The following is an 18,818-nucleotide window of genomic DNA, read 5'->3' as shown; positions in this document are numbered from 1 at the left end:
TCGAAACGTCATTCCAAGCGGGGCGCCGCTCATAATGACCGGTCAATAGTTAACGGATTGATGCTTGCGACGTGCAGGCCGGAATGCTCCGTCGCGCCACGCGGCAAAGCCGCTCCCGCGCCGTTGACGGCGTGGGGACGCGAAAGAACGCCCACCATGAGCCGTCCCTTCAGGGACGGCTCATATCCGGGATCACGGATAGCTCATCGCGGTGGACCAGGCGCTGTTCTGCGCGGTGGTCATGCTGCCGTTCAGCGGGCCGAGGGCCGTGGCCTGGGCCGAGGTCATGGCCAGGATGTCGGTGGTCTCCAGACCGCTGAGTTGGGTGGTGGTCATGGCCGCCAATTGCGTCGTGCTCAGACCCGTGATCTGGGTCGTGATCAGCGCCGCGATGGAGGTCGAGGTCAGCGCCTCGAACTGGGTGGTGGAAAGCGCCCCGATATCGGTGCTCTCGATGGCTGCCAGCGCGGTGGTGGTCAGGTTAGCGAGCTGGCTGGTCACCAATCCGCTGATCTGGGTGGTGGTCAGGGCGGCGATGCTGGTGGTGGTCAGCGCGTTCACCGCCGTGGAGGTCAGCCCACCGATCTCAGTGGCGGTCAGTGTCCCGAGGGTCGCGGTGCTCAGGGCCGTGGCCTGGGCGGCACTGATGCCGCTTACCTGGGTGGTGGTGAGAGCCGCGATGTTCGTGGTCGAGATCTGGTTGAGCTGAGTGGTGGTCAGTCCGCCGATCTGGGTCGCGGTCAGGCCAGCCACCTGGGTGGTGGTGATGCTCGCCACCTGGGCGGTGATCAGCGCGTTGAGGTTGGTGGTCGACAGCGCCGAAATTTCGGTGGAGGTCAGGACCGCCAGATTGGCGGTGCTGATGGCCGCCACCTGGGTGGAGGTCAGGCCGCCGATCTGGGAGGTGGTCAGCGACGCGAGATCCGTGGTGGAGAACGCATTCACCTGGGTGGTGCTCAGCCCGCTGATCTGGGTCGCGGTCAGGCTCTGCGCCTGAGTGACCGTGAGGGCCGCCACATCAGTGGTTTCCAGGGCATTCAGCTGCGTGGTGCTGAGGCCGGACACCTGGGTGGTGGTCAGGCTGGACACCTGGGTGGTGGACAGCGCAGCCACATTGGTGGTGCTCAGGGCGTTCAACTGGGCGGTCGAGAGGGCATCCAGGTCGGTGGTCTCGATGGCGCCGAGTGCCGTCGTGCTGAGGCCGGCGACCTGAGTGGTGGTCAGGCTGGTCACCTGGGTGGAGGTCATACCCGCGATGTCCGTGGTGGACAGGGCGTTCAGCGTGGTGGTGGTCAGGCCGACCAACTGAGTGGTGGTCAGACTGGACACCTGAGTGGTGGTCAGCGCGGCGACATCGGTGGTTTCCAGCGCGTTCAGCGTGGTGGTGCCGAGGCCATTGAGCTGAGTGGTGGTCAGGCTGCTCACCTGGGTGGTGGTCAGTGCGGCCACATTGGTGGTCGACAGCGAGTTCAGGGTCGTGGCGGAGATGGCCGCCAGGTCTGTGGTCTCGATTGCTATCTGCTGGGTGGTGGCCAAGCCCGCCGCCTGAGTGGAGGTCAGCGCCGACACCTGGGTCGAGCTGAGGCTTGCCACGTTAGTGGTCGACAGAGCGTTCAGGGCGGTGGTGGACAGACCCGCCACCTGGGTGGTGCTGAGGGCCGACACCTGGGTGGTGGTCAGCAGCGCCGTGTTGGTGGTGGTCAGGCCGTTGATCTGGGTGGCGGACAGTCCGCCCACCTCCGTGGTGGTCAGCGCACCCACAGAGGTGCTGCTGAGGCCACCCGTCTGAGTGGTGGTCAGCCCAGTGATCTGAGTGGTGGTCAGCGCCGCCAGCTCAGTGGTTCCCAGGGCATTGATCTGGGTGGTGTTCAGACCGCTGATCTGGGTGGAGGTCAGGCTCCGCACCTGGGTGGTCGACAGCACCGCCACGTCGGTGGTCTCAAGAGCGTTCAACGTGGTGGTGGACAGGGAGCTGACCTGGGAGGTGGTCAGGGCCCCGACCTGGTCGGTGGACAGCGCCGCCACGTTGGTGGTGGTGAGCGCGTTCACCTGGGTGGCGGAGAGTGCCGCCAGATCGGTGGTTTCGACCGCACTCAGCTGAGTGGTGGACAAAGCGGCGATCTGGGTGGTGCTCAGCGCCGTAACCTGGGTGGACGACAGGCTGGCCACGCCGGCGGTGGACAGGGCGTTCAGGTTGGTGGTGCTGAGGTTGTTCACCTGATTGGTGGTCAGGCCGGACAACTGGGTGGTGGCGAGGGCCGCCGCGTTGGTGGTGGTCAGCGCGTTGATCTGGGCGGTGGACAGCGCGGCGACCTCGGTCGAGGTGATGCCCGACAGCGCGGTGGTGTTCAGCGCACCGATCTGGGTGGTGGTCAGACCGCCGACCTGGGTGGTGGTCAGGGCGGCGATATCGGTGGTCTCCAGCGCGTTGACCTGAGTGGTGTTCAGCGCGGCGATCTGGGTGGTGGTCAGCGAGCGCACCTGGGTGGTGGTCAGGGCCGCCACGTCGGTGGTTTCCAGGGCATTCAGCGTGGTGGTGGACAGACCGCTGACTTGGGTGGTGGTCAGGGACCCGACCTGGTTGGTGGACAGCGCCGCGATGTTGGTGGTGGTGAGCGCATTGACCTGGGTGGCGGAGAGCGTCGCCAGATCGGTGGTCTCGACCGCGCCCAGCTGAGTGGTGGATAGGGCGTTGATCTGGGTGGTGCTCAGCGCCGCGACCTGGGTCGACGACAGGCTGGCCACGCCGGTGGTGGACAGGGCGTTCAGGTTGGTGGTGCTGAGGTTATTCACCTGATTGGTGGTCAGGCCGGACAGCTGGGTGGTGGCGAGGGCCGCTGCGTTGGTGGTGGACAGCGCGTTGATCTGGGCGGTGGACAGCGCGGCGACCTCGGTCGAGGTGATGCCCGACAGCGCGGTGGTGTTCAGCGCACCGATCTGGGTGGTGGTCAGGCCGCCGACCTGGGTGGTGGTCAGGGCGGCGATGTCGGTGGTCTCCAGCGCGTTGACCTGAGTGGTGTTCAGCGCGGCGATCTGGGTGGTGGTCAGCGAGCGCACCTGGGTGGTGGTCAGGGCCGCCACGTCGGTGGTTTCCAGGGCGTTCAGCGTGGTGGTGGACAGGCCGCTCACCTGGGTGGTCGTCAGGGACGAAACCTGGGCGGTGGACAGTGCCGCGACGTTGGTGGTCGACAGGCCGTTGACGGCGGTCGCGGTCAGCGCGGCCACTTCGGCGGTATTCAGGGCCGCCAGGGTGGTCGTGGACAGGCCAACCGTCTGGGAGGAGGTCAGGGCACTGATCTGGGTGGTGGTCAGGCTGTCCACGCCGGTGGTGGACAGGGCGTTCAGGTTGGTGGTGCTGAGGCCGGAAACCTGGCTGGTGGTCAGGCCGTCCAACTGGGTGGTGGTCAGCGTCGCCGCATTGGTGGTGGACAGCGCGTTGAGCTGGGTGGTGGACAGCGCGTTCACCTCGGTCGAGGTGATCGCCGACACCGAGGTGGTGTTCAGCGCACCGATCTGGGTGGTGGTCAGGCCGCCGACCTGGGTGGTGGTCAGGGCGGCGATGTCGGTGGTCTCCAGCGCGTTGACCTGAGTGGTGTTCAGCGCAGCGATCTGGGTGGTGGTCAGCGAGCGCACCTGGGTGGTGGTCAGGGCCGCCACGTCGGTGGTTTCGAGAGCGTTCAGGGTGGTGGTGGCCAGGGATCCAACCTGCGCCGTGGTCAGGCTGGACACCTGGGTGGTGGACAGAGCCGCGATGTTGGTGGTCGACAGGGCATCCACCTGGGTGGCGGAGAGTGCCGCCAGATCAGTGGTCTCGACCGCACTCAGCTGAGTGGTCGACAGGGCGGAAATCTGAGTGGTGGTCAGCGCCGCGACCTGGGTCGACGACAGGCTGGCCACGCCGGTGGTGGACAGGGCGTTCAGGTTGGTGGTGCTGAGGCCAGCCACCTGGGTGGTGCTCAGGCCGTCCAGCTGGGTGGCGGTCAGGGCGGCCGCATTGGTGGTGGACAGCGCGTTCACCTGGGCGGTGGACAGCGCGTTCACTTCGGTCGAGGTGATGCCCGACAGCGCGGTGGTGTTCAGCGCACCGATCTGGGTGGTGGTCAGGCCGCCGACCTGGGTGGTGGTCAGGGCGGCGATGTCGGTGGTTTCGAACGCGTTGACCTGAGTGGTGTTCAGGCCCGCCACCTGGGTGGTGGTCAGCGAGCGCACCTGGGTGGTGGTCAGGGCCGCCACGTCGGTGGTTTCGAGAGCGTTCAGCGTGGTGGTGGCGATCGAACTCACCTGGGTGGTGGTCAGAGCGCTCACCTGGGCAGAGGACAGGGCCGCGATGTTGGTGGTCGACAGCGCATCCACCTGGGTCGCGGTGAGCGAGGCCACCTGGGATGTGGTCAGCGCCGCCAGGTTGGTGGTGTTCAAGGCCGTGACCTGAGTGGTGGTCAAGCCGGTCAGCTGTGTGGTGGTCAGCGCCGCGACATCGGTGGTCGAGATGGCGTTGACTTGGGTGGTGTTCAAACCGGAGATCTGCGCAGTGGTCAGCGACTGCGCCTGAGTGACGGCCAGAGCCGCCACATCCGTGGTTTCCAGAGCATTCAACTGGGTGGTGGACAGGCCGCCGACCTGAGTGGTGGTCAGGCTGGACACCTGGGTGGTGCTCAGGGCTGCGACGTTGGTGGTCGACAGGGTGTTCAGCGCCGTGGTGGTGACGGCCGCCAGGTCGGTGGTCTCCAGGGCGCCGAGCTGAGTGGTGCTCAGGGCGGCGGTCTGGGTGCTGGTGAGGGCGGAGGCCTGGGTCGAGGACAGGCCCGCCACCGCGGCGGTGGACAGGGCATTCAGGTTGGTGGTCGACAGACCGGCAACCAGGGTGGCGTTGAGGCCGGACACCTGGGTGGTCGACAGCGCCGCCGCGTTGGTGGTGGACAGGGCGTTCAACTGAGCCGTCGACAGGGCGTTCACCTCGGTGGAGGTGATGCCCGACAGGGCCGTGGTATTCAGCGCCCCGGTCTGGGTGGTGGTCAGGCTGCTCACCTGGGTGGTGGTCAGGGCAGCGATATCGGTGGTCGGCAGCGCATTGAGCTGAGTGGTGTTCAGGGCACTGATCTGGGTGGTCGTCAGACTCCGGACCTGGGTCGTGCTCAGAACCGCGACGTCGGTGGTCTCCAGCGCATTCAGCTGGGTGGTGCTCAAGCCGGAGACCTGGGCGGTGGTCAGAGAGTCAACCTGGGTGGTGGACAGCGCCGCCACGTTAGTGGTGGACAGTGCATTCAGCACCGTGGCGGTCAGGGCGCGCAGATCGGTGGTTTCGATCGCGCCGACCTGGGTCGTGGTCAGAGCCGCCGCCTGGGTGGTGCTGATGCCGGCCACCTGGGTCGAGGTCAGGCTGGCCACGCCGGTGGTGGACAGGGCGTTGAGGGTGGTGGTGGACAGACCGCCGAACTGGGTCGCGGTCAGACCGGTCAGTTGGGTCGTATCCAGGGCCGCGACATCGGTGGTGGACAGCGCGTTCAACTGGGCGGTGGACAGCGCCTTCACCTGGGTCGAAGTGATGCCGGACAGCGTGGTGGTCGTCAGAGCCCCGGTCTGGGTGGTGGTCAGGCTGCTCACCTGGGTGGTGGTCAGGGCCCCGACATCGGCGGTGGTCAGCGCGTTGACCTGGGTGGTGTCCAGCGCGGCGACCTGGGTGGTGGTCAGCGAACGCACCTGAGTGGTGCTCAGGGCAGCCACATCAGTGGTCTCCAGCGCATTCAGCTGAGTAGTGCTCAAGCCGGAGACCTGGGCGCTGGTCAGGGAGTCAACCTGGGTGGTGGACAGGGCCGCCACGTTGGTGGTCGACAGGGCGTTCAGTACCGTGGCCGACAGGGCGCGCAGATCGGTGGTCTCGATGGCGCCCAGCGCGGTGGTGGTCAGGGCCGCCGACTGGGTCGAAGTGATGCCGGCCGCCTGGGTCGACGAGATGGAGGCCAAACCGGTGGTGGACAGGGCGTTCAGGTTGGTGGTGGACAGACCACCGATCTGGGTCGCGGACAGGCCATCAACCTGAGTAGTGGACAGCGCCGCGGCGTTGGTCGTGGACAGCGCGTTCAGCTGAGTGGTGGACAGCTGGTTGATGCCGGTCGAGGTGATGCCCGACAGGGCGGTGGTATTCAGAGCACCGGTTTGGGTTGTGGTCAGGCTGCCGATCTGGGCGTTGGTCAGGGCGCCAATGTCGGTGGTGCTGAGGTTGTTCACCTGGGTGGTGGACAGCTCGGACACCTGGGCCGTGGTCAGACTCCGGGCCTGGGTCGTGGTCAGGGCCGCGATGTCGGTGGTGGTCATGGCGTTCAGCGCGGTGGTGCTGAGGCCGGAAACCTGGGTGGCGGTCAGGGCGCCCACCTGGGTGGTGGACAGGGTCGCCACGCCCGTGGTGGTCAGGGCGTTCAGCACCGAGGCCGAGATGCCGGCCAACTCGGTGGTGGTCAACTGGGAGACGGAAGTGGTGGACAGGCCGGCCGCCTGGGCGGTGGTCAGGCCCGCCGCCTGGCTCGAGCTCAGGCTGGCCAGGGTGGTGGTGGCCAGGGCGTTGATCAAGGTGGTGGTCAGGCCACCGATCTGATTGGCGGTCAGGCCGTCCGCCTGGGTTGTGGTCAGAGTCGCCGCGTTGGTGGTGGACAGGGCGTTGATCTGGGTGGTGGTCAGCGCGTTCACCTGGGTGGAGGTGACGCCCGACAGCGCCGTGGTGCTCAGGGCCCCGGTCTGGGTGGTGGTCAGATTGGAGACCTGAGTCGCGGTCAGGGCTGCGATGTCCGTGGTCTCGAAGGCGTTGACCTGGGTAGTGTTCAGGCCCGACACCTGACTGGCCGTCAAGGCCCGCGCCTGGGTGGTGGTCAGGGCCGCCACATCGGTGGTTTCCAGGGCGTTCAGGGTCGTGGTGTTCAGGGCGGCCACCTGGGAAGTGGTCAGGCTTTCCACCTGGGCGGTGGACAGGGCTGCCACATTGGTGGTGCTCAGGGCATTCAGCGTCGTGGCCGAGATGGCACGCAGATCGGTGGTCTCGATGGCGCCGAGCGCGGTGGTCGAGATGTCGGCTGCCTGGGTCGTGGTTAGGCCGGACAGTTGGGTGGCCGACAGTCCGGCGATGGTGGCGGTGGCCAGAGCGTTAAGGGTGGTGGTGGTCAGGCCGCCCAGGGTGGTCGAGGTGATCCCCGACAGCTGGGTGGTGGACAGGATCGCCGCGTTGGCGGTGGTCAGCGCGTTGATTTGCGCGGTGGACAGGGCCGAGATCTCCGTGGAGGTCAGGGCGCCGGCGCCGGCGCTGGTCAGCGCGGCGGTCTGGGTGGTGGTGAGAGCCGCGACCTGGGCAGTGGTCAGCGCAGCCAGATCCGTGGTCTCGAAGGCGTTCAGGTTGGTGGTGCTGAGGCCGGAAATCTGAGCGGTGGTCAGACTCCGGACCTGGGTGGTGGACAGAGCCGCCACATCGGTGGTTTCCAGCGCGTTCAGCGTGGTGGTGTTCAGGCCGCTGACCTGGGTGGTGGTGAAGCTGGCGACCTGGGTGCTGGTCAGCCCGGCCAGACTGGTGGTCGACAGGGCATTGATCTGAGTCGCGGTCAGGATGGTGATGACCGCGGAGTTCAGGGCCGCCGCCGCCGTGGTGGTCAGCGCGCCGGTCTGCGTGGTGGTCAGGCCGCGCAGCTGGTTGGCGGTCAGGCCGGCCAGCGTGGTCGTGCTCAGGTTGTTGAGGTTGGTGGTCGACAGCCCGCCGATCGTGACCGAGCTCAGCGAACTCACCTGGGTCGTGGACAGGGTCGCCGCGTTGGTGGTGGTCAGCGCGTTCAGGTTGCTGGTCGACAGGGCGCCGACCTCGGCCGAGGTCAGCTCGCTCACGGCGGTGGAGGCCAGGGCCGCGGACTGGGTGGTGGTCAGGCCGCCGATCTGGACCGTGGTCAAGGCCGCCAGATCAGTGGTTTCCAGCGCATTCACCTGGGTGGTGGTCAGGCCGCCGATTTGGGTGGCCGTCAGACTCCGGACCTGGGCCGTGGACAGCGCCGCCACATCGGTTGTGGTCAGGGCGTTCAGGGTCGCGGTGGTCAGGCCCGAGACCTGCCCTGTGGTCAGGCTGGACGCCTGAGTGGTGGTCAGCTGGGCCACGTTGGTCGTGGAGAGCGCGTTCAGCGCGGTGGTGGTCATCGCCGCCAGATCGGTGGACTGGATGGCGCCCAGCTGAGTGGTGCTGAGGGCGGCGGTTTGGGTGCTGGTCAGACTCTGGGCGTGGGCCGAGGTCAGTTCCGCGATGGCGGAAGTGGTCAGCGCGTTGAGGTTGGTGGTCGACAGCCCGGCCACCTGGGTGGTGGTCAGCGACGAAACCTGGGTGGTGGTCAGCGACGCGGCGTCGGTGGTCGTCAGCGCGTTCAGCTGGGTCGCACTCAACGACCGGATGGCCGAGGTGGTCAGCACCGCCACGGAGGTGGAACTCAGGGCCGCCAGCTGGGTGGTGGTGACGGCAGCCGCCTGGGCGGTGGTCAGCACCGCCAGGTCGGTGGTTTCCAGGGCATTGATCTGGGTGGTGGACAGACCGGCGACCTGGGCGGTGGTCAGCGACCGCACCTGCGCCGTGGTTAGGGCCGCCACGTTGGTGGTGGTCAGGGCGTTGAGGTTGGCGGTCGACAGTCCGGCCGCCTGGGTGACCGTGAACGAGGATACCTGGGTGGTGGACAGGGCGGCGACGCTGGTGGTCGTCAGCGCGTTCAACACGGTGGCGCTGATTGCCGCCACGCTGGTGCTGGACAGGGCGCTTGTCGCGGTGGTGCTCAGCGCGGCGGCCTGGGTAGTGGTCAGACTCTGGACCTGGGTGCGGTTCAGGGTCTCCAGCCCGGTGCTGGACAGAGCATTCAGGTTGGCGGTCGAAAGATTGGCGAGTTGACCGGTGGTCAGGCTGCCGATCTGGGTGCTGGTCAAGGCCGCGGCGTCGGTGGTGGTCAGCGCGTTCAACTGCGCCGTGGTCAGGGCACGAATTTCGGTGGTTGTCAGGGCCGCGGCATTGGTGGTGGTCAGAGCGGCAATTTGGGTGGTGGTGAAGCCGCCGACCTGGGTGGCGCTGAGGGACGAGATGTCCGTGGTCTCGAGCGCGTTCAAAGTGGTGGTGGTCAGGCCGCCGATCTGGGTCGCGGTCAGACTGCGGAGCTGGGTCGTCGTCAGCGCCGCGACATCGGTGGTGTCGAGCGCATTCAGCGCCGTGGTGCCCAGGCCGGAGAACACGGTGGCGGAAAGCACACCCTGCTGAGTGGACGACAGCTGGGCCACGTTGGTGGTGGACAGGGCGTTGAACACGGTGGCGCTCAGCGCACCCAGTTCGGTGGTGCTCAGCGAACTCACCTGGGTGGTGGTCAGGGCCGCCACCTGGGTGGTGGTCAGACTCTTGGCCTGGGTGGCGCTGAGGCCGGCAACGGCGGTGGTCGACAGCGAATTCAGGTTGGTGGTCGACAGGTTGGCGATTTGGGCCGTGGTCAGGCCGCCAATCTGAGTGGTGGTCAGTTCCGCCGCGGAGGTGGTGCTCAGCGCGTTCAACTGGGCCGACGTCAGAGCCTTGAGCCCGGTCGTAGTCAGGCTGGACAACTGGGTCGTGCTGATGTTGGCGATCTGAGTCGTGGACAGGCCCTGGGCCTGGGTTGCGGTCAGCGCCGCAATGTCGGTGGTCTCAAACGCATTGATCTGGGTGGTGCTCAGCCCGCCAATCTGCGTGGCGGTCAGGCTGCGCACCTGGGAACTGGACAGGGCGGCCAGATCGGTGGTTTCCAGCGCATTCAGCTGGGTCGTGGAGAGGCCGACGAGCTGGGTCTTGGTCAATCCGCCGATTTGGGTCGAGGACAATCCGGCGACGCCGGTGGTGCTCAAGGCGTTGAGCACCGTGGCCGACAGCTTGGCCAGATCGCTGGTTTCAAGGGCGCCGAGCGACGTCGTGGACAGCGCGGCAGCCTGTGTCGTGGACAGACTCGTGGCCTGGGTGGCACTGAAACCTGCCAAGGCGGTGGTTGACAGGGCATTGAGGTTGGTCGTGCTGAGATTGGCCACCTGGCCGGTGGTCAGGCCACTGACCTGGGTGCTGGTCAGCTGAGCCATGTTGGTGGTGGTCAGGGCATTAAGCTGAGCCGAGGTCAGTGCCCTGGTCTCGGTGGAGGTCAGGGCGCTTGCCTGGGTGGTGGTCAGCGCCGCAACCTGGGCGGTGGTCAGACCGCTGACCTGGGTGGCGGTCAGGGCGGCCAGGTCTGTGGTCTCGAACGCGTTCAACTGGGTGGTGGAAAGCCCGCCGATCTGGGCCGACGTCAGTGAGCGCGCCTGGGCGGTGGAAAGCTCCGCGATGTTGGTGGTGGTCAGCGCGTTCAGCGTCGTCGTCGTGAGGCCGCCGGCCTGCGTCTTGGTCAGGGCATCGATCTGGGCGGTGGTAAGCTGAGCGGCGTTGGTGGTGGTCAGAGCATTGATGCTCGTGGTGGTCAGCGCGGCGATTTCAGTGGTGGACAGGGACGCCACCTGGGTGGTGGTGAGCCCAGCCACCTGGGTGGAGGTCAGAGTCTTGGCCTGGGTGGCGGTGAACGCCGCGATGGTGGTGGTGGTGAGCGCGTTCAGCGTCGTGGTGGACAGACCCGCCACCTGGGCGGTGGTCAGGGCTGCGGCCTGGGTGGTGGACAGCTCCGCCAGGTTAGTGGTGGTCAGCGCATTGACCTGGGTCGTGGTCAGGCTGCGCAGCGCAGTGCTGGTCAGGCTGGTCAGCACCGTGGTGCTCAAATCACCCAACTGGGTGGTGGATAGACCTGTCAATTGGGTGCCGAGCAGCGCGGCAACATCGGTGGTTTCCAGGGCGTTGAGCTGGGTGGTGGACAGTCCGCCCACCTGAGCGCTGGTCAGGGCGCGCACCTGCGTGGTGGACAGCTCGGCCACGTCGGTGGTTTCCAGGGCGTTGAGCGTCGTGGTGCTGAGGCCCGCCACCTGGGTCCTGGTCAGGGCGTCGATCTGAGCGGTGGACAGTTCAGCGATGCTGGAGGTGGACAGCGCATTGATCTGGGTCGCGTTCAGGCTGGCGACATCCCGGGTTTCCAGGGCGTCGACCTGGGTGGTGGACAGGCCGCCAAGCTGCGTGGTGGACAGCGACTTGACCTGGGTGATCGACAGCCCCGCCAACGCGGTCGAGGACAGGGCGTTGAGGTTGGTGGTGCTGAGGCCGGCCACCTGGGCGGTGGTGAGGCTGGCCACCTGGGTGGTGGACAGCTCGGCCGCATTGGTGGTGGACAGGGCGTTCAACTGGGTGGTGGACAGCGCCTTGGTCTCGGTAGCGGTCAGCGCACCGATCTGGGTGGAGTTCAGCGCCGTCACCTGGGTGGTGGTCAGCGAAGCCACCTGCGCGGCGCTGAGCGCGGCGACATCGGTGGTTTCCAGGGCGTTGAGCACGGTGGTGGACAGGCCGCTGATCTGGGCGGTGGTCAGGGCCTTGACCTGGGTCACCAGCAATTCCGCCACATTGGCGGTGGTCAATGCGTTGAGTTTGGTGGTGGTCAATCCGGCAATCTGAGTCGCCTTGAGACCCGTAACCTGGGTGCTGGTCAGCAGCGCCACGTTGGTGGTGGTCAGAGCGTTCAGAGCCGTGGTCGACACGGCAGCCAGATCGGCGGAATCAAGGGCGCCGAGATTGGCCGAGGTCAGCCCGGCCAGCAGGGTCGAGGTCAGACTCTTGGCTTGAGTCGCGGAAAGGCTGCCCACGGCGGAGGTGGACAGCGCGTTGAACATGGTGGTGGACAGGCCCTCGATCTGGCCGCTGGTGAACGCCGCCACCTGGGTGGTGGACAATTCCGCGGCCGCCGTGGTGGCCAGGGCGGACAGTTGCACGGCGGAGAGCGACTTGATTTCGGTGGCGGTCAGGGCCGAGGCATTGGTGGACGACAGCGCCGACAGTTGCAAGGTGGTCAGGGCGGCCACCTGACCGGTGGTCAGGGCCGCCACGTCGGTGGTTTCCAGCGCGTTGACCTGGGTGGTGGTCAGTCCGGCGACCTGGGCGGTGCTGAGGCCGCGCACCTGCGTGCTGGTCAACCCGGCGATGCTGGCGGTCTGCAGCGCGTTCAGCGTGGTGGTGGTCAGGCTGCTCAGCGTGGTGGTGTTGATCGAGCCCAACTGGGTGGTGCTGAGGGTGTTCAGCGCGGTGGTCGACAGCGCATTGATCGATTGAGCCGTCAGGGCCGAGACCTGCGTCGATGTCAGGTTGGTGACCTGGGCCGAACTCAGCGACGAGGCCTGGGTGGTGGTCAGGCCGCGCAGTTGCAGCGTGGTCAGCGACGCCAGCGTGGTGGTGGCCAGCGACGACAGGTTGGTGGTGGACAACCCAGCCAGAAGGGCCGAGTTCAGGCCGGTGATCTGGGTCGAGGTCAGCGTCGCCGCATTGGTGGTGGACAGCGCGTTGAGCAGCGTCACCGTCAGGGCGCCGATTTCGGTGGTGGTCAGCGCCGAAACCGACGTGGTGGTCAGTGCGCCGGTTTGGGTGGTGGTCAGGCCGCTCAGCGCGGTGGTGGACAGCGCCCCGAGATCGGTAGTCTCAAGCGCATTGAGGTTGGTGGTGGTCAGCCCGCCGACCTGGGTGGAGGTCAGGCTGTTGGCCTGGGTGCTGGTCAATCCCGCCAGACCGGTGGTCGACAGAGCGTTCAGCGCCGTGGTGGTCAGGTTGGCGATCTGGGCAACCGAGATGCCGGACAACTGGGTGGTGGTCAGGCTCGACAGCTGTGTGGTGGTCAGGCTGCGAATCTGGGTCGAGGTCAGGTTGTTCAGTTCGGCGGTGGACAGCGACGCGGTCTGGGTCGTCGACAGGGCGGCGATCTGGCCGGTGGTCAGCGCATTCACCTGGGCGGCGCTCAATCCGGCCACGGCCGTGGTGGAGAGCGCATTCAGATTGGTGGTCGACAGAGCGGCAAGCTGCGAGGTCTTGAGCGAGGAGAGCTGAGTGGTGTTGAGCAGCGCGATGTCGGTGGTTTCGATGGAATCCAGCAGGGTGCTGGCGAGCGACGACAGCTGGGTGGTGGTGAAGCCGCTGATGGCCGTGGTGCTGAGGGCGGCGATGTCCGAGGTCGAGAACGCGCCGAGCTGCGAGGCGTTGAGGACGCCGAGCTGGGCCGCGCTGAAGACGATCTGGGTATTGTCGAAGGCCGCGACCTGCGTCGAACTCAGCACGCTGAGCTGCGTCGTGGTCAGTGCCGCGATGTCGGTGGTTTCCAGAGCTTTGATCTGGGTGGCGGTCAGCGCCTGCAGCTGGGTGGAGACCAGTGCCGCGATGTCCGTGGTGTCCCACGCCGCGATGTTCGTCGTCGTCAGTGCCGCAATGGCCGCGGCCGACTGGAAGGTGACTGAAGAAACCACGGCTACCCCCTTTCTGGAGATTTACGCGCCGCTTCGGACGCTCGCTCGCTTAAAACATATTGCCACTCAGGTTAATTAACTACCAAAATGCAGGCCTCGACGCAACGAATTTATGGCTGATCGATTCGGCGCATCTCATTGGAATCTGCGGGATTCCGCCGGCGGCAAAGCAAGGGCCAATACTTTTTGCCTGCCGCCGCCGAGGCCTGGATGTGAGTATGTCGGGTCAAACCTGTATGGACCTCATTTTCTCGAACTTCATCTGGCCGTCGGTCTCGCGGCTGTAGTTTTCGTCCATCTTGGCGCCGGGATAGGCCTTGAGGTTGGAGGTGCGCCCCAGGGTGTGGAGCGGCGCGCCCTCGATCTCGGCGCAGCCGGATTTCTGGCAGGAATCCAGCGGCAAGGTGGTCATGTAGTTTTCGGTATCTTGCATCTGTTCGGGCGTTTCGCCTGGCAGGCCGAAAGTGAAGGTGCCGTGCAGCGTCATGCCGACGCGCTTGATTTCGAAGGCGACCTTGCGGGCCTCTTCCAGATCGAGGCGCTTGTTGACGATGTTGTCGACCACCTCCTGGTTGCCGCTTTCGAAGCCGATCTTGACCCCGAAACAGCCGCTGTCCTTCATCTCCTGCCACAGATGGAAGCTGGAGGTGTCGGCGCGGCACATGGCCGACCACGGGACGCCGATCTTGCGCATCACCGCGCACATTTTCTCCACGTGACGATCGCCCAAGTTGAAGGTGTCGTCGTCGAAATAAATGGAGCGGAAGCCGTATTTTTGCACCAGTTCGGTGAGGAAGGCCTCCATGTAATCGGCGCTGTATTGGCGCACGATGCGCTTGCCGCTGCCGTCGGGGTCGTTGGAGGTCATGGTTGCCGGCCAGACGCAGAAGATGCACTTGTACGGGCAGCCGCGACTGGACAATACCTGGGCATGGGGGAATTGCTGGCCCCGCGGGTTGGTGTCGCAATAGCGGTGGGCGATGACGTTGTCGAAATAGGGGAAGGGGGCCGAATTCATCTCGGCCACGCTCAGCAGATCGAAATCCACCACGCCGTTGGCGCCGTTCAGCGCCTTGATGACGCCCTTCTCGTATTCGCCGCGCACGGTGGCCTGGATGTTGGGGGCCTCGTCCAGCAGCGCCTCCCCATGGGACGTGATGGGGCCGGTGATGACGAAGCGGGTATGGGGCAGGCGGCGCGAGATTTCGCCGATCACTCCCTTGTCGTGCTCCCAGCTGGGCGAGGCGGATTCGATGACGATGTGGGAGAAGCGCTCGGCGTCCAGGAACTCGTAGTACTTGTCGTAGGATTCCCGCAAAGCGATGGAATCGCGGAACTGGACGTTGCCGCCCAGCTCGCGGTTGGCCCAGGTGGCGGCGTGGCCCAGGAAATAGGGATAGGGCAGGTACGAGCCGAATTGGTAATTGTCGGGGCCGTTGCCCATGAAGAAGGTGAACGGCCACCGCGATCCGGCGCGCACGCCGGCCCGGTGCACCAGCTGGTGGGAACCGTCGGGCATGGGGTAGAGGGCCTTTTCGCCCCACCACGGAGGATTGCTGAACAGAACCTTCATGGATCTAGTCCTTCTTCAAGATGCCGCCTGCCAGGACAGCAAGGTGTCCACGAGGCACTTGGCGCCGCGCGTTTCCCCCCATCGGATGGACGCCTGACGGGCCAATTCCGCCAGGCGGTCGAAATCGTCGAGGGCTGCGTGGGTCGCCGCGGCGATGGCCTCGACGCTTTCCTCTTTGAATATGGTTCCCGGCTCGCCGAATTCACGGATCACCGCATGCATGGTGGTGCCTTCGGGGACCACCACGGGAATGGCGTTGGCCATGGCTTCGCTGGCCACGGCCGAATAGGACGAGATGAACCGGTTTCGGTTGTAGGGACAGACGATCAGGTCGGTCTGGTCCAGCAGCGACGCCCACAGCACGCCGTCGGCGGTGCGCTCGTCCAGCGTCAGGCGCGGGTCGGCGGCGGCCATGGCGCGCAATTCCTGCTGAGGCGTGACCATGCCCTCGGGCAAGCCGTTATGAACCAGTACCCGAATATCGGTGCGCTCGGCCAGCAGGCGGGCGACCAGTGCGGGGACCTTGTCGAAGCCCTTCTCGCCCCGCTGATGGCCTAGGATGCCGATGGTGATGGGGCGTGTTCCGCTCCGGTCGCGGCATGAGGTCATCGCCTGCTGCGGCAGAGGCAAGGTGCCGACGGGAAAGTCCAGCAATAACTGAAAGATGGCGGAGGACTGAGTGTCGAAGGTGGCCAGGCGCAGCCACTTCTGATCCGCTTCGCTCAGGTGCCGGGCCGTGTAGCGCAGCAGAACGGCCCGCGAATCCACTCTTGTGTCCATGGGGGAAAATCGCAGTCCTTCCGGCGTGTCGTGGGCCACAAGGCCGGGATCGGTGCCGAATTCCACGATCACCGTGGGACGCCGGTCTTCCGGCAAAGCTTGGGCCCAGCGCACGATGCCCATGAACTGGGGCGGCTGGACGGAATTGACATAGATGACATCGGTGGCCGCAATGCCTTGAATCCGGTTCATGTCGTCGGCCAGCACGCGTGACACGAAATCGAAATTGGCCAGCCAGCCGCAAATGGGGTCGTTGTCATAGATGCCGTAGGTATTGCAGCGGAACCAGGGCGCCGCGGCCAGTTCATCCTTCAGCGCAGGTTCCAGCTCCAGATAGCCCAGCACGGCGCAGGGGATGCCGCGGGACCGCAACTCAGTCGAGATGTTCCGCGCTGAATTTGCGTGATGCCCAAGATTATTCATCAGGGCGCTGTCGACATAGGCGAACATCAGGCCTTCCTTTGTGTCCGCAGGGTCCGTTCGGCCATGGCATCATGAATCTCGGCCAGGATGCGGCGGATGTCGTAGGTGAAATTCCAGCCAGGGTAGTCGGCGCGGAAGCGCTCGACACTGCTGATCCACCAGATATGGTCGCCGATACGGTTGGTCTCGGAATAGGACCAGTTCATGGGGCGACCGGTCAGCTCCTCGCACAGGGAGATGGCTTCGAGCATGGAGCAGTTCGAGTGTCGGGCGCCGCCCATGTTGTAGACGGCCCCCGATTTCGGCGCCTGGAACACATGCCAGAAAGCGTTGACCAGATCGGCTGAGTGGATGTTGTCTCTGACCTGCTTGCCCTTGTAGCCGAAGACCGTATAGGCGTCGCCGGTCACCGCGCACCTGACCAGATAGGACAGGAAGCCGTGAAGCTGGGCGCCGGAATGGCCCGGCCCGGTCAGGCAGCCGCCGCGAAAGCAGGCGGTCTTCATGCCGAAATAGCGGCCGTATTCCTGCACCAGAAGGTCGCCGGCCACCTTGGATACGCCGAACAGCGAATGTGTGCTGGCGTCGATGGACATGCTCTCGTCGATGCCGTGTTCGGCCCAGGGGTGGCTGGAATCCAGCTCCCAGCGGGTTTCCAGCTCGATCAGCGGCAGGGTGTTGGGAGTGTCGCCGTAGACCTTGTTGGTGCTGCAATGGATGAAGCAGGCGTCAGGGCAGTGCTTGCGGGTGGCTTCCAGCAGCACCAGGGTGCCGTTGGCGTTGACGGTGAAATCTACCTGCGGCTCCTTGGCCGCCCAGTCGTGGGAAGGCTGGGCGGCGGTGTGGATCACCGCGGTGATGGTCTTGCCGTAGCGGGCGAAGAGGGTGTCGATGGCCGCCGTGTCGCGGATGTCGACGGCGGCGTGGGTGTAGTCCTTCAAGCCGCGCTCCAGCTCGGCCCGCGCCCAGGCGGTGCTGGCCGTCGCGCCAAAAAAATATCCGCGCATGTCGTTGTCGATGCCGATCACGCTCATGCCCTGGCGATCGAAGAAACGGGCCGCCTCGGCACCGATCAGCCCGCCCGATCCTGTGATGACGACGACACTCATGATCTCTCCCCGGTTAACTCCGATCCGCTCAGGCGAACATCGGGGCCAGCATGGCCCGGTTTTCCAGCAGCCAGGCGTGGATGTCGCCCAGCACTATTTCCACCGACCGGCGCGGCGCCCAGCCGCAGGCCCGGGTGATGGCGGCGTTGTCGGTCACGTAATAGGGCACGTCGGCATCGCGGGTTTCCGGGTCCGAGCCCAGAACCACCTGCCCGCCCGAGATGCGGCGGCAATGCCCGGTCAACTCGCGCAGGGACACCGAGACGCCGGGGCCGCCGCCCACGTTGAACACCCCTTGGGAGAAGCCGTCCGGATCGGCCATCTGAAGGCGGACCAGATCATAGAGATCGTCCACGTGCAGGATGTCGCGCACCTGCCTGCCATGGCCGCCAAAGCCCATGTAGCCCAGCGGCCCGCCGAAGACGTGGCGCGCCATCCAAAGGACGATGACGCCCTGGTCGACCTTGCCCATCTGCCAGGGGCCGGTGAGCACGCCGCAGCGATTGATGGCGATCTTCAGCCCATAGAGGGCACGGTATTCCTCGATCAGCAGCTCCGACGCCAGCTTGGTTGCGCCATAGATGGAGCGGCTGCCCGACAGGGGGAAGTCGGTGCCGATTCCCGCTTCTGACCAGCCCGGCCCGGCGGCGCCGGGCGGCACCACCAGACGGTCGCCCTGCTCCTCCAGCGGGATGGCCCGCAAGGCAGCGATGGGATAGACCCGGCTGGTGGACAGGAACACCATGTCGGCGCCATGGCGGCGTGCATATTCCAGGCAGTTAACGGTTCCCAGCAGGTTGGTGTTGACCACATAGGAGGGATTGCCGTCATAGCCGGCATGGACGCTGGGCTCGGCCGAGCATTCGATCACCAGGTCGGCGGGGCCGAGCGCCCCCAGGTCCTCGGCGCAGCGCACGTCGCCGTGCTCGAAGCTCACCCCTCCGGCGCGCAGGCGTCCCAGGGTCAATTCGCTGCCGCGGCGTTTGAGATTATCGAAGGCCACCACCTCGACACCGTCCAGGTCGCGCTTGAGCGCCATGGCGATGTTCGAGCCGACGAACCCTGCTCCACCCGTAACGAGGATTCTTGTCCGGTTCATTCTGAAGGGCTTTGAATTTGAGCCGGCGATTCTGCCGGCCATCGTTGCAACACCCACTTATGGTCCCGGATTCCATAAGACTTCATTAAATGAGCTAGATTGGAATGGTGCCGATAACAGTAGGGTTATTTGGTAATTCGGTACCGGTATGCCGTTTTTGCATCGGCCCATGCGAATTGGTCGATTCTCGGGTTGCGGGGGGCGTCGTAGGGTGTTGGCAACAGATCAACACCCAAGACCGGGATGACCGCCATGACCCTGCACCAGCTCACCCAGACCGCCGGTTTCGACGTCGACTTCCGCCTGACCGAGGCCGTCCGCCGCGCCATCGCGCTGGTTCGGGACTTCAGGGCCGCCCGCCGGCTCGAGCGCGAGATGGACATGCTTGACCACCGCGAGATCGCCGATCTGGCCTGGCGCCGCTAGTTTTCTTCCTCCCGGAAGACTTCGGGCCGGTTCCCTTGGGGAGCCG

The 18,818-nt window shown here is 65.7% G+C and carries 6 protein-coding genes; 1 reads left to right on the top strand and 5 read right to left on the bottom strand.

What is annotated here, in order from left to right:
* Window positions 1-192 precede the first annotated feature (192 nt).
* The 5 genes from AMB_RS19190 to AMB_RS19170 all read right to left on the bottom strand — a co-directional run bounded on the left by AMB_RS19190 (window position 193) and on the right by AMB_RS19170 (window position 18,346).
* Window positions 193-13,362, bottom strand: a complete 13,170-nt coding sequence (locus AMB_RS19190) for an S-layer family protein (protein ID WP_043745284.1) — start codon at window positions 13,360-13,362, stop codon at window positions 193-195.
* A gap of 226 nt (window positions 13,363-13,588) precedes the next feature.
* Window positions 13,589-14,935 (bottom strand): B12-binding domain-containing radical SAM protein, encoded by a 1,347-nt coding sequence (locus AMB_RS19185; protein ID WP_011386142.1) that lies wholly within the window; start codon window positions 14,933-14,935, stop codon window positions 13,589-13,591.
* A gap of 15 nt (window positions 14,936-14,950) precedes the next feature.
* Window positions 14,951-16,165 carry a glycosyltransferase gene (locus tag AMB_RS19180; RefSeq protein ID WP_011386141.1) on the bottom strand — a complete coding sequence of 405 codons (1,215 nt, stop codon included), beginning with the start codon at window positions 16,163-16,165 and terminating at the stop codon, window positions 14,951-14,953.
* Window positions 16,165-17,247, bottom strand: a complete 1,083-nt coding sequence (locus AMB_RS19175) for an NAD-dependent epimerase/dehydratase family protein (RefSeq protein WP_011386140.1) — start codon at window positions 17,245-17,247, stop codon at window positions 16,165-16,167. The genes AMB_RS19180 and AMB_RS19175 overlap by 1 nt, the downstream gene beginning before the upstream one ends.
* Window positions 17,248-17,275: 28 nt before the next feature.
* Window positions 17,276-18,346: an NAD-dependent epimerase/dehydratase family protein gene (locus tag AMB_RS19170; protein ID WP_043745281.1), complete on the bottom strand. Its 1,071-nt coding sequence runs from the start codon at window positions 18,344-18,346 to the stop codon at window positions 17,276-17,278.
* Window positions 18,347-18,598: 252 nt separating this feature from the next.
* Between AMB_RS19170 and AMB_RS25995 the strand changes: the two genes are divergently transcribed.
* Window positions 18,599-18,772 carry a hypothetical protein gene (locus AMB_RS25995; RefSeq protein WP_011386138.1) on the top strand — a complete coding sequence of 58 codons (174 nt, stop codon included), beginning with the start codon at window positions 18,599-18,601 and terminating at the stop codon, window positions 18,770-18,772.
* Window positions 18,773-18,818: the final 46 nt, after the last annotated feature.

The sequence above is a fragment of the Paramagnetospirillum magneticum AMB-1 genome (assembly GCF_000009985.1).
GTDB classification, from domain to species: domain Bacteria; phylum Pseudomonadota; class Alphaproteobacteria; order Rhodospirillales; family Magnetospirillaceae; genus Phaeospirillum; species Phaeospirillum magneticum.
This window is presented reverse-complemented; position numbering and strand designations above follow the sequence as displayed.

Coding starts and splice junctions, on each gene's coding strand:
- AMB_RS19170 (WP_043745281.1), bottom strand. CDS start 18,346: ATGAACCGGACAAGAATCCTCGTTACGGGTGGAGCAGGGTTCGTCGGC.
- AMB_RS19185 (WP_011386142.1), bottom strand. CDS start 14,935: ATGAAGGTTCTGTTCAGCAATCCTCCGTGGTGGGGCGAAAAGGCCCTC.
- AMB_RS19175 (WP_011386140.1), bottom strand. CDS start 17,247: ATGAGTGTCGTCGTCATCACAGGATCGGGCGGGCTGATCGGTGCCGAG.
- AMB_RS25995 (WP_011386138.1), top strand. CDS start 18,599: ATGACCCTGCACCAGCTCACCCAGACCGCCGGTTTCGACGTCGACTTC.
- AMB_RS19180 (WP_011386141.1), bottom strand. CDS start 16,165: ATGTTCGCCTATGTCGACAGCGCCCTGATGAATAATCTTGGGCATCAC.